The following is an 11,939-nucleotide window of genomic DNA, read 5'->3' as shown; positions in this document are numbered from 1 at the left end:
CACACGATGAATCTGGAACAGCTGGTCTGCCTCACAAACGAGATGGTCGCAACCATTGAGGAGTTAGACGGTTACCTTTTTCTAGACAGGTTCAATGAGGGCCCGGCACGACTGCGCGAAAAAGTCCTGACTCATGCGACCACCGAAGAAGCGCAAAGCTGGCTGAACATTGTACTTATTGACCAATCACTGAGTCAGATTGTAGGGGACGATTGGAGCCTGGATGACCCTGCGGTCAAACAGATCCTGTCGTCGATCGAGAAAGCCTGGGGCTATCAGATTGAGGCCAGGTTTCCTCAGGTGAAGTTTTTCATTTCGAGAATTTTCGATCCGGAGTACGGCGATGTCGGGCTGAAGCTGACTAACGTAAGCAATGCCGAAACGTAGTGAGCGAATATACGGACTTCTCCAAAAGTAGCCCCGACGTCACCAACTTTCGAGACCTGTGAGGCGGCCGACTGCAGTGGCGACGTCCCTAGATCGAGGCGGTTAGATATGCCCATCGCCATGCGACACGTGTTGTTCGCTTTGATAGCCATGACTTGGTGCGCGTGCCATACGGTTTTGGCACAGGTCCAACCATTGACTGGTTTCAAGCCGCTAGAGACCTACAACGAAGTAGTGAGCTGTTCTGAGAAAGACTGCAAGATGACGCCGGAGCAATTTCTGGCGGTATGCGGTGCTGTGCAGCTTTATAAAGTAGATATGCCAAAGGTGAAGCGGATAGCGGAAGGCGAGGTAATGACGACCAAGGCGATCACCCTGCCGGACATCGGCGACCGAAACGTTGTAGCAGCTATACGTTCGGCGAACTTACCGGCGGGCCTTAGTCCCGGGAGTTGGGATGATTGGCTCGCTATAGATGAAGACCGAGGAGAATGGGGCATAGCGTTGGACAGGGCTGCCAGTTCGTCGCGCTGGCTGAAGCTCGACTACTCCGAGAAGTGCCAGCTCGCATCTAGCCTGCTTTCGCCCTTTCACGTTGAGGAGGAAGTGCTCGTTAAGTTCGTGAGAGCTGCGGATGGTGTGAACCCATCACCGTGAGCGAAGAAGCGGCGTGGCGCAAACACCTGTTGGCGGGGCTCGGCGATCTGCTCGCGCCCCACGGCTTCAAGTTCATTGCGGCCAGTCGGTCCTATCGCCGCGACACAGCGACGGGCTGGCAATCGGTGCACCTTAGCTTGGTCGAACGCCCGGCGGATTTAGTAAAACCGTACGTCCTTACGTATCTGACACGATTCGAATCTCGTCTGTTATTGACATCACGGGCTGCGCGCGAAGCGCTCCGCGCCGGCGACGGGCGGAAGCCACGTCACGGCGCGATCGGTATAGATCTCGATAATCGGATGAAGCCCTTCCATGTTCTCGAGCGTACCCGCTTTGACCAAGACCACGCCCGGCATCATCGATACCTTCGTGATGATAGGGGAGCCACAATTGCCGCAAAAATGGCGATAGGAAAGCTGCCCGCTATCGCCCGTATCCGGATAGGCCATCGTTTCGCCGTGCTGCTCGTAATCCTGTTCCCTGAAGAACAGGTTGACCGAGAACGTGCTTCCGCTCTGCTTCTGGCAGTGCGTGCAGTGGCATACGGCAACGGCCTGCGGCTCGCCTTTCACCACATATGACACCGCGCCACACAGGCAACGGCCTTTTCGTTCATGCGTCATGTTAGACCTCTGTAACCTTGATTAGCTTGCGGTTGATGAACTCGCCGATGCCGAGCTCCGACAGTTCACGGCCGAACCCGGAATTCTTGACGCCACCAAACGGCGTCTCCGGAGCGTCGATGAAGCAGGTGTTGATGTAGACCATGCCGGATTCGATACGCGCAGCCACCTCCTTGGCATGCTTGATATCGGCGTCGAAGACGTAGCCGCTCAGGCCGAATTTCGTGGCGTTGGCCAGCTCGATGGCCTCTTCCTCGGTATCGACGACATAGAACGACAGCACGGGGCCGAACGCTTCTTGCTGGAAGAGTGGGTTCTCGGGAGAAATATCCGTGATGATCGTTGGCTCGAGGAAAAATCCCGGCCGGTTGACCCTCGAACCGCCCTGGACCACGCGCGCGCCGGCCGCCCTGGCGTCGTCGATCTGCTTGAGTAGACCTTCCAGCGCGCGCTCGCTGACGATGGGGCCGAGCACGGTATCCGGATCGGTAGGATCGCCTACCTTGATGGCGGCGAAGCGCTCGTTCAGGGCAGCCAGCATCGTGGCGCCACGCGCCTTGCCGACGACGATGACACGCTTGATGTTCACGCAGCCCTGGCCCGAGTTGTACGTACGGCCCATGACGACCTGCTCGATGGCGTGCTCGAGCGGCGCGCCTTCCAGGATCAGCGCCGGGTCACTGCTGCCGAGCTCGAGGATCGCCTTCTTGAGGTTGCGGCCGGCGCGCTCGCCGACGGACGTACCTGCCCGTTCGCTGCCGGTCAGCGTCACGCCACGCACGCGGAAATCGTCGATCAGGCCACCGATCTGTTCCACGCTGCAAAAGAGGTTGGTGTAGACGCCTTCCGGTGCACCCGCCTCTTCGAACAAGCTGGCAAAGGCGAGCGCGCACTGCGGTACGTTCTCGGCTTGCTTCAGCATCACGACGTTGCCGGCAACGATCTGCGGTGCGGCGACGCGGACCAGTTGGTAGTAGGGGAAGTTCCACGGTTCGATGGCGAGGATGACGCCGATGGGTTCAGCGACCACGGTCGCGCCCGGCACATCGGGCAACGCCTGTGCGGCCAGGAATTTCTCGGCGTTATTGGCGTAGTAATCGAGGATGTCCGCTGTCAGGTCGACTTCGAAATAACCGAAGCGAGTTACCTTGCCCATCTCGAGCGTGAGGAGCTTCTGGTACTCGTCGCGTTTCTCGCGCAGTATCTTCGCGGCACGGCTCAACACCCTGGCGCGTTCGGCCACGGGACGATGCCGCCAGTCCTCGCGATAGCGCTTATCGGCAGTGGTCAGGGCGGCGAAGATCTCTTCATTGGTCTGGAACGGGAAATCCTTGACGAATTCACCTGTGGTTGGATTGGTCGTACGAAAGCTCATGGTTTTCTCCTCAGTCTTGAAAGTTGAAGCGAATCGTTTATCCACCGGGCCTCAGGACACCGCGGAAGCGGGCACCACCACTCTTCATCCGGTCACAGGCCGCCGCCGTGCCGGGCCGCCAGTCCTGGAAACCTGAACAACAGACATGGTCTTCATCGTGGCCTCTGAAGGATGGACCGAAATCGATTTCGGTCAATATATCTAGGTGTATGGCTAAGATTCAAGGGCTGATCACGAATTGATCGATATCGCTTTCGGTATCATCAGAAGCACCCTTAGAATGTCTTCCAGCGCTAGGGGATACTTGCCGCCGCAATCGTTTTCGACGCTCTCCACGGACTAAAGAACCGGAATGAATATTCAGGAATTTGCCGCCACCCTCGGGTTATCCGTGAGCACGGTCTCGAAGGCGCTCAACGGCCGGGAAGACGTCAGCCCAGCAACTCGCCAGCGGGTCCTGAAGGCAGCGGAACAGCACAGCTTCTCGCCGGACCCCACGGCCCGACGCCTTCGTCGGCAATCCAGCGACACCGTGGCCTTCGTCATTTCATCGCCCCAGCTGTCGTTCGCGCACCCCTTTTTCCTGGACATGCTGGTCGGCGTGAACGATGCGATGGACGCCGGCGGCTACCAGGTCATCATCGCGTCGGCGCGGAGCGTCGAAACGGAACTCGACGTCTTCAAGCGACTTATCAGTAAACAGCGTATCGACGGGCTTCTGTTCGGGCGCACGCGGCGGCACGATGAGCGGATCGCATACCTGCTGGAACACGACGTCCCCTTCGTCACCTTCGGCAGAAGCCAGACCTCGGACGACTATCCCTATGTCGATATCGACCGCTTCGTCGTGGGACGTGCAGGTTGCGCGCGCTTCATCACCCTCGGGCACCGCCGGATCGCGCTCATCCATACGCCCGAGTATCTGATGCTCAGCCACTTCGAACATGAGGGATATAAGGAAGCGTTACACGCCGCCGGCATCGCCTACGACGAAACGCTCTGCGTCGAGGCAGCCATGGCAGAAGAAGACGGTGCCCGCGCCGCCCGCCGCTTGCTCGAGCTTCCCGATCCGCCGACGGCCATCGTGTGTGGCCACGACTTCATCGCGATGGGCGCCATGCGCGCCATCGCGGAAACGGGCAGGACGCCGGGTCTGGATGTCGGCGTCATCGGCGCGGACAACCATCCCTTCGGCAGCTATGTACAGCCAGCGCTTACGACGTTCTCAGCCGATACACAGCATGCAGGCAAACGCATGGCCGAAATGCTACTCGAACGACTGTCAGGCAAGTCCTCCCGCGAACTCCAGGAAGTTTGGCTCCCGCAGCTGATCGTACGTGCATCGGACGGTCCGCACCGCTCAGGGATGTAAATTCCAGCGCCGCAAGTGATCGACGTTGCGCTCATGTGTGCGATCTGAATTTCTCGCGAGCCGTTACGTTCGCGATGTCGAGCATCACCAGGTCTTGTTCCGCCATCCGACGAACGGATCGCCGGGGTGGGCATTCGCCGGAGTCGCTTGGAAATACCTGGGGCCGAGTCAGTCAGTCAGGTGGCTGACAAGGGTGCAAGCGCAGGTGCTGGCAACATGGCCATGGCTGCCGTAAGCATCGCAACCCTGGGAAAAGGTGAGGAAGCGGGCAATGCAGCGAACGGTGTTGCTGAGGTAGCCGAGGACGTCGTCCAAAGCTCGGGAACCCTGCTCCACTATACAGATGCAGCAGGAGCTGCTGAGATCCAGGCATCCGGAGTAATCAAGCCTGATGCGGCCGGACGGGTCTTTCTCACTACTGATAAAATTGCGGCGAAAGACGCGAATAATGCCCTGTTCATGGGTCAAGGTGGATCGAAGGGCTAGCACGTCGTCGAAGTCGAGATGAAGACGGGAGCCGGGTTCAGACCAGATACTCAGGCAAATGAATTGGTCCATCAAGGCGCCATTGGAGATGGTAGACAAGCAGATCTCACGGTAAGAGAAAATGACCACTAAGGCGATTACCCTTTCGGACATCGATGACCTTCTTGCTCTGCACAAGGGGTTGATGGAATCACGTTACTGCACGACTCCGTACGACTCCTACGTCTCCGGTAGTCCGCGGTTGGCCGATATCCATCGCAATGTTGTAGCAGCTATACGTTCGGCGAATTTGCCTGCAGGACTTAGTCCTGACAGCTGGGACAAATGGCTCGCAATAGATGAGGATCGCAGAGAGTGGCGCGTTGCTCTGGACCGGGCCGCAAACTCTTCACGTTGGCAAAAGCTCGACTATTCGGAGAAATGTGAGGTCGCAACGAACCTGCTTTCACCCTTTACCGTTGATGAGGAAGTGCTCGGCAAGTTCGTGGAAGCCGCCGACCGTATGGGCGCGTGAGTGATGCGGCGCCGCTGAGTTCTCCGGATTCTCGGTCCGGAGTATGGCGATGTCGGGCTCGCCATCGGCGGTTCCTCTTCGACGATGTGTTCGATACAAAGTGGATCGGCTGGTATTCGACGGCTGAGAAGGCTCAGGCCGCGATCGATAGAGCGGTTCTGCTTGGGCGATTCCGCGACCACCCCGATGGATTCGAGCTGCTTGAGGTTGAGGTAGACGAGGTCTATTTCGAATGACGATAAGCATGGATGGCCTGCATATGACGCTTGGCCTGAAGCTGCCGCAGCTACCCGTCGAATTCCACACTTCGGTGACGCAATCTCAGGGCACCACCGTACTTGACGTCTCCAGGGTTTCCTGGGCCGGTATCCAGTGACCGATAGTTTGACGCCGAATTCGCAAATAATTTGTCGGACAGTGTATTCGACTTGTTGCAATGGCCTCAGATCGGCCACGCAAACGACCCTTACAGCCGACACGGCGTGGTGTCGCGCCTCGTTTCGCTAAGAGTCGCCGGGCTGAGGCGCTTCAAGTACAAACTCAACCACAACCGGCATACCGAGAGGCGAACTGGCGAGCCCGGCAACCAGTCGGACCGGAAGCATCTCCTTGCCGAATATTCTCTGCAGAAGGTCCGATGCTCCGTCAGCCACTTTTGGGTGATCAACGAAGTCCGGGGTAGCCAACATGTAAACGCACAGTTTGACGACGCGGGTGACATGATCGAGCGATCCCAAGAATTCGCGAGCGGCGGCTAAGCCACTAAGCATGGCCTGCTCTGCGGCTTCCTTACCCTGTTCCGTCGTCAGGTCCGCACCGATACGACCGCGAACCCGCGGCTCATGTCCCCACACGGGAACCATGCCGCTGAAGTACACAAGGCTATTGCTACGCACGGCCTCTACATAGGAGCCGAACGGCGAGGGAGGGGGCGGGAGTTCGACGCCCGACGCCGAGAGCCTTTGTTCCGCAGTCATCAGGTCGGTGTTGATGCTCATTTTCATTTTATCCCGCTTTATTCGTGGCAGGCACCTCGCGACGAACGGTCTTCGAGTCGCCCTTTTCCGAGCATACCAATGCGGCCTTGCTTTCGGCTTGGAGCGACTTGCCGTGGTGGCGGCACCGGGCGTGAGACGCGTGATCCCCTCGCGTTGACAGGCGAGAGGGGGCAAAGGCCGTACCAAGGCGATCTGTTATATTTTCTAAAGCCGAGGCAGGGCTATCGATCAATAGCGCCATAAGGCAACCATGAACGTCCAGGCCTTACGTTACTTTCTAATGGTCTCAGCGACGGGTAGCTTTCTCGCGACTGCCCGGCGCTTTGAAGTCCCTGCGTCGTCGGTGTCTCGCGCGATCGCTTCCCTTGAAGAGGAACTGGGTCAACAGCTCTTTTACCGGAGTACACGTGCTGTCCGGCTTACCGAACAGGGGGAGCGTTACGCCCTACAGGTGCGGGAGGCCATTGCACTCCTCGATGACGCAGCAGGTCAGCTTGCCGATAACGGCGGCGGCGTCCGGGGATTGGTACGGATCAATGCGCCGATAACGCTTGGCCGGTTGCATATAGCCAACCTCGTCAACAAACTGCAGGAACGATATCCCGAACTTTTGGTAGAGCTTACTCTGACGAACACCTTCATCGACCCGGTGCAGGAAGCAGCGGATATCACCGTTCGGGTAGGGCGGCTGGTGGATTCGGGCTTGATAGGGAAGGTGGTGAGTACGCATCGATACGTCCTCGCGGCGAGTCCTGAATACCTCGCGTTGCGTGGAGCGCCACAGGTACCGGACGATCTGTTGCAACACAATTGCCTCGTGCTCAAGGGTCCTCAGGAATCACAGCGTTGGAATTTTCGGCGTTCGGCCAAGGATGCCTTCCAGCCGGTGGATGTAAGTGGCTCCCTGCGTAGCAATAACTCCGAGGTGCTGATTGCCGCCGCCATGGCCGGCCGCGGCATCGTGCTTTTTCCGACCTGGCTCTTCGATCCAGCGAGCTTTAAACAGGGGAAGCTCATCAGCTTATTGCCGGACTGGAATATCTCCGCGTATGCCGACGAGCTCTACATTCAGATTCTCTCGCCGGAGAACCGGCTTCGATCGCAAAGGGTGCGCGAGGTATCCGCTTTCCTCGTCAACGCGATTGGATCGCCTCCGTACTGGGACAACGTGTGACATCTACTGACCGGGCTGTGTCGCCGTCCCAGCCCGACTCCAGAGCGCGATGGCGACGGCGACCAGCAAGAGCGCGGCAGACATGAGCATGGCGCCTCGCACGCCACTCATGACAGATGCGCCGGCACCGCTGGCCACAACGGCGCCAAAGATAGCCACGCCAGTCGCGCCGCCCACTTGGCGAGCGGTGTTCAGCACGGCCGACGCCGTACCCGCCTGCTGGCGTTCGACACCGGAAAGGATCGACGTCGTCATGGCAGGCACCGCAAAACCCATGCCGAGCGGGACCAGCGCCAGGCCCGGTAGCATGTCGAGGAAGGTCGCATGACCCGAGATGCCGAACAGGCCGAGCAGTGTGTAGCCGGAGCAGCCAACCAGGCCGCCGCCCACCATGAGCGCGCGCAAGCCAAAGCGCGCCGACAGGCGGCCGACGGCGATGTTCGAGAAGAAAGCCGTGCCGGTGAGGGGCAGGAAGATCAGTCCGGTCTCGACTACGCTAAAGCCGCGCACGATCTGCAGGTAGAAGCTGAGTATGAAGATCACGCCGTAATAGGTGAAGTTGGCCAATACGCCGAACATCACGGCACCCGAAAAGCGCATGCTGCGGAACAGGGTCAGCGGCAGCATCGGCGCCCGAACGCGGCCTTCGACGATCAGGAAGGCGGTGCCGGCGACGAGCGCAAGAGCAAATCCGCCCCGAACCGCCGGGCTGGAAAAGCCCAGTGCGTGCACCTCGATCACCGCAGCGACGAAACCGATCAGCGCGAGCACGGACAGTAACTGGCCCGGAATGTCGAAGTGGCGCGGCCGTGCCGTGCGCACCATGGGTGGCACAACGTAGTACGTCAGTGCGAAGCCGAGCACGCAGATCGGCACGTTGACCCAGAAGATGCTGCGCCAACCGGCGAGCGACAACAGCATGCCGCCGATCACCGGGCCGGCCGCGATGGAGATACCACCGGCTGCAGTCCACCACCCGACCGCTTTGGCCAGGAGGTTCTTATCATGTGCGTAGGTGGCGTTGAGAATGGCCAGTGAACTGGGCACGAGCAACGCCGCACCCACGCCTTGTACCGCCCGCGCTATGTTGAGCGCCATCGCCGAAGGGGCTGCTGCGCAGGCGATGGAGGCGAGCGCGAACAGCGAAAAGCCGCTCATGAACGCCCTTTTGGAGCCGAACTTGTCGCCAATCACGCCTGCCGAGAGCAGAAAGGCGGCGAAGCCCACCGTATAGGCGTCGATGACCCACTCCAGCGTGCTTACCGGGGCGCCCAACTCCGCACCTACGCGCGGTAGCGCGACGTTGACGATGGTGACGTCCAGCTGGACGATGACGAAAGCGAAGCTGGTGGCAAGCAGGACAGCCAGCGAGGCCCGCGGTGTTGCAGGGTCTGATGAGATGTACATGATGTTTCACCGGAAGCGTGGAAGCCCGTCGCCATTCAGGCGAAGGGCTTCACAGGCGTTTTTCATCGGCCGGCGCTCTGTCCGCCGTCGACGTGCAGGATCTCGCCAGTGACGAATCCGGCCGAGTCCAGGAACACGATGGCATCGGCGACCTCGCTTGCCTCACCCATGCGACCCAGCGGATGGAAGCCGCCGAGCATCTCGTGGTATTCCTCGGCATGCATGGGTGTCTTGGTGACGCCCGGTGCGACGGCATTCACGCGGATGCCTTTTCCGGCGTATTCGATCGCCAGTGCGCGCGTGGCAGCGTTCAATCCACCTTTGGTCAGCGCCGCCAGCGCCATGCTCGCACCGCTGATGCCGTTCTCAATGCTGGCGGTAACGGTCACGACGTGGCCACTCGCATGCTTCTCCATCTCTGCGACGGCGAGCTTGGTGATATGAAAGAAGCCCGCCATATTGACGTTCATGACTGAGTTGTAGTCTTCGAGCGTGTTCTCGGTGAAAGGCTTGCCGATGTAGATGCCAGCATTGTTCACCAGGGTATCGACGCGCCCAAAATGCGCGACGGCTTCCGAGATAACGCGCTGCGCGGTGGCCGGGTCACCGATGTCGCCAGCGACCGTCAGGATGTTCGGGTCCGCGGACGGTGTGATCGAGCGCGAGGTCGCGACGACGCGGTAGTCGAGCTTGCGAAAGGCCTTGACGATTTCAGCGCCGATGCCCTGCGATGCACCGGTAACAACGACAACTTTCTGTAATGCACCCATGATGTTCTCCGAGTTGGGTCGTGAGACGTAGAAGAGAGAAATGAACGGCTGGATGGCGTTCAAGATGGGTCGAGCGGGTGCCGCCGACAATCAGGTCGGTTTGCATTTCAGTGTTGTCGAATCGACAATTTTCCTCGTCGGACAGGCTTCCAGAAAGCCTACGGTGAGGCCATGCCGGAACTACGCGCACGAAAATAGTCAGCTCCCTGCTGGGCCTTCGGGTGTCGTAGGAACGTTCGAAGGAAAACTTGCAAGTTTGCCTTGTAAGTTACGGTGTGCGGCCATAGCGTAAAGGGATGGCCAAGCAATCCTCTGTGTTCCCCGGCGTCGACGCCGCCGCTTCCGACCTTCTTGCCGCTTGCGGGCAGCTCGTACGTCGCCTGCGTGCCGAGTCCAACAACCAGGAGCTGAGCTGGTCGCAGATGGCCGTGCTGATCCGCCTGGAAGAGGGTGGACCCAGTTCCATTGCCGACATGGCCCGCGCCGAGTTGGTGAAGCCGCAGTCCATGGGTGTGACCTTGTCCGTCCTGGAGGAAGAGGGCCTCGTCGAGCGCCGGCCTCATCCGACCGACGGGCGTCAGTTCCTCTTTGCACTAACGGCCGCCGGCGTTGAGGCACGTCGCCGTGTCCGTGCCGCGAAGCGGACGTGGCTGGCCGGTGCCGTCGCCACCCTGACCGACGACGAGCAACGCGACCTGCTCGTCGCCGCCGCGGTGATTCGCCGCCTCGCCGATTCGACGTCTCGGGATCCTGCGTGAGATCCCTCGCCGACCGTACTGCGTCGGCCGCGTCCATCGACCACCCCTTCGGATGGCGCTTCGTGTTGCCGCTGGCGATGGGCTCGTGCCTGAACCCCGTCAACTCGACCATGATCGCGACGGCGCTGCTGCCGATCGCCAACGACTTCCACGCCACGGTAGCCGAGACGGGTTGGCTGATCGCCGGGCTGTACCTCACCAGTGCGGTGGCGCAACCGACCATGGGACGTCTGGCGGATCTGCTCGGTGCGCGCCGCGTGTATCTGGTGTCGCTGTTGCTGGTGATGGTCGCTGGCGTAGCAGGTCGTTGGGCGCCTTCGCTCAACTGGTTGGTCGCCGTACGCGTGTTACTCGGCGTAGGCACCTCGGGGGCCTATCCCTCGGCGATGCGTCTGTTTCGAGAACGCGCAGACCTCACCGGCGCCGCGCCACCGCGCGTTGCGATGGGTGTGCTTTCGTTGACAGGCATTGCGACCACCGCTATTGGCCCTTTGCTTGGCGGCTTGCTGACCGGGGCATTCGGTTGGCACGCGATTTTCACGGTGAATATTCCGCTTGCACTGTTTACGCTGGTCACCGTGCTTGCCTGGGTTCCGGCTGATCCTCCGCGCGACCATGCGCGCCGTTCGTTGTTCGCCGAGCTGGATGTCGCCGGCATCGCTCTTTTCGCGGGGGTGCTGCTGGCGACGATGGTGTTCCTGATGGACATGGAGCATCCGCGCTGGCTGGCGCTGCCTGTTGCCGCTGCGCTGGGTGGTGCATTGACGTGGCATTCGCTGCGTCGCCGCGAGCCATTCATCGACCTGCGGATGTTAGCGCGGCACGTGCCGCTCACCGTGACTTATCTGCGTGCGGCGGCGATCTTCACCGTTATCTACTGTGTTTTCTACGGTTTCGCGCAATGGGTGGAAGGTGCGGGCGGCTATTCAGCGGCGGAAGCCGGGCTCGCCACGCTACCGATGTCGATCGTTGCCGGCGTGGCTTCGCTGGCGGGAGCGCGCACGCAGGGTTTGCGCGGCCCCTTCCTGCTCGGCTTCGCTGCGGCGCTTGCTGGTTGCGTCGCATTGTTCTTCCTGCACGCAAGTTCGCCGCTTTGGATCATGGCGGCCGCGGTCACTTTGTTCGGCCTTCCGCAAGGTTTGATGTCCACCGCGACGCAGGCTGCCGTCTACATGCAGGCGCCGGCGGAGCAGCTAGGCGCGGCTTCAGGGCTGCAACGCACGGCGAGCTACATCGGTGCGATCGCGGCGACGAGTCTGCTCGGCATGGCGTACGGCCACCACGCGACTGACCACGGCCTGCACACCCTCGCCATCGTCATGGGCTGTGCCTGCGCCTTCCTGCTTATCGCCACTGTTTTCGATCGCACCTTGCCGGTCGCGATCCCTTCTTCCCACCCACGTCCCTGAGGAATT

At 60.4% G+C, this 11,939-nt stretch carries 14 protein-coding genes; 9 read left to right on the top strand and 5 right to left on the bottom strand.

The window, feature by feature from the left end; genetic code table 11:
- Positions 1–6 precede the first annotated feature (6 nt).
- Positions 7–387 carry a hypothetical protein gene (locus tag C8J98_RS01885; RefSeq protein ID WP_107910364.1) on the top strand — a complete coding sequence of 127 codons (381 nt, stop codon included), beginning with the start codon at positions 7–9 and terminating at the stop codon, positions 385–387.
- 108 nt (positions 388–495) lie between these two features.
- A complete protein-coding gene (locus tag C8J98_RS01880) occupies positions 496–1,044 on the top strand; it encodes a hypothetical protein (protein ID WP_107910362.1) in 549 nt (182 codons plus the stop codon).
- A 218-nt stretch (positions 1,045–1,262) separates the two neighbouring features.
- Here C8J98_RS01880 and C8J98_RS01875 read toward each other — a convergent pair whose 3' ends face one another.
- A complete protein-coding gene (locus C8J98_RS01875; RefSeq protein ID WP_199229777.1) occupies positions 1,263–1,622 on the bottom strand; it encodes a GFA family protein in 360 nt (119 codons plus the stop codon).
- Between the two features lie 49 nt (positions 1,623–1,671).
- Positions 1,672–3,045, bottom strand: a complete 1,374-nt coding sequence (locus C8J98_RS01870) for an NAD-dependent succinate-semialdehyde dehydrogenase (protein ID WP_107910358.1) — start codon at positions 3,043–3,045, stop codon at positions 1,672–1,674.
- 352 nt (positions 3,046–3,397) lie between these two features.
- Here C8J98_RS01870 and C8J98_RS01865 point away from each other — a divergent pair, with 352 nt between their 5' ends.
- From C8J98_RS01865 to C8J98_RS22445, 4 genes are all read left to right on the top strand, one after another.
- Entirely contained in the window at positions 3,398–4,417 is a 1,020-nt protein-coding gene (locus C8J98_RS01865; protein WP_107910357.1) for a substrate-binding domain-containing protein, read from the top strand.
- Between the two features lie 216 nt (positions 4,418–4,633).
- Positions 4,634–4,903 carry a hypothetical protein gene (locus tag C8J98_RS21875; RefSeq protein WP_146171486.1) on the top strand — a complete coding sequence of 90 codons (270 nt, stop codon included), beginning with the start codon at positions 4,634–4,636 and terminating at the stop codon, positions 4,901–4,903.
- Positions 4,904–5,024: 121 nt separating this feature from the next.
- On the top strand, positions 5,025–5,417 hold the full coding sequence (locus C8J98_RS01855) for a hypothetical protein (protein ID WP_107910353.1): 393 nt from the start codon (positions 5,025–5,027) through the stop codon (positions 5,415–5,417).
- 244 nt (positions 5,418–5,661) lie between these two features.
- Positions 5,662–5,793 carry a hypothetical protein gene (locus C8J98_RS22445; protein ID WP_255417711.1) on the top strand — a complete coding sequence of 44 codons (132 nt, stop codon included), beginning with the start codon at positions 5,662–5,664 and terminating at the stop codon, positions 5,791–5,793.
- A 127-nt stretch (positions 5,794–5,920) separates the two neighbouring features.
- Here the strand turns inward: C8J98_RS22445 and C8J98_RS01850 are convergent, their stop codons facing one another.
- Positions 5,921–6,415: a RidA family protein gene (locus C8J98_RS01850; RefSeq protein WP_199229776.1), complete on the bottom strand. Its 495-nt coding sequence runs from the start codon at positions 6,413–6,415 to the stop codon at positions 5,921–5,923.
- 250 nt (positions 6,416–6,665) lie between these two features.
- Here C8J98_RS01850 and C8J98_RS01845 point away from each other — a divergent pair, with 250 nt between their 5' ends.
- A complete protein-coding gene (locus tag C8J98_RS01845) occupies positions 6,666–7,589 on the top strand; it encodes a LysR family transcriptional regulator (protein ID WP_107910349.1) in 924 nt (307 codons plus the stop codon).
- 3 nt (positions 7,590–7,592) lie between these two features.
- Here the strand turns inward: C8J98_RS01845 and C8J98_RS01840 are convergent, their stop codons facing one another.
- Complete coding sequence (locus C8J98_RS01840) at positions 7,593–8,996, bottom strand: MFS transporter (RefSeq protein ID WP_107910347.1); 1,404 nt, start codon at positions 8,994–8,996, stop codon at positions 7,593–7,595.
- A gap of 62 nt (positions 8,997–9,058) precedes the next feature.
- Positions 9,059–9,766, bottom strand: a complete 708-nt coding sequence (locus C8J98_RS01835) for an SDR family oxidoreductase (protein WP_107910345.1) — start codon at positions 9,764–9,766, stop codon at positions 9,059–9,061.
- Between the two features lie 296 nt (positions 9,767–10,062).
- Between C8J98_RS01835 and C8J98_RS01830 the strand changes: the two genes are divergently transcribed.
- On the top strand, positions 10,063–10,524 hold the full coding sequence (locus tag C8J98_RS01830) for a MarR family transcriptional regulator (RefSeq protein ID WP_107910343.1): 462 nt from the start codon (positions 10,063–10,065) through the stop codon (positions 10,522–10,524).
- Positions 10,521–11,933, top strand: a complete 1,413-nt coding sequence (locus C8J98_RS01825; RefSeq protein ID WP_107910341.1) for an MFS transporter — start codon at positions 10,521–10,523, stop codon at positions 11,931–11,933. Before C8J98_RS01830 ends, C8J98_RS01825 begins: the two co-directional genes overlap by 4 nt.
- The last annotated feature ends 6 nt before the right edge of the window (positions 11,934–11,939 follow it).

It is taken from the genome of Luteibacter sp. OK325 (assembly GCF_003050935.1).
In the GTDB taxonomy this organism is placed as follows: domain Bacteria; phylum Pseudomonadota; class Gammaproteobacteria; order Xanthomonadales; family Rhodanobacteraceae; genus Luteibacter.
Note: the sequence above shows the minus strand (reverse complement) of the source record. Positions and strands in the feature narration are given on the sequence as shown.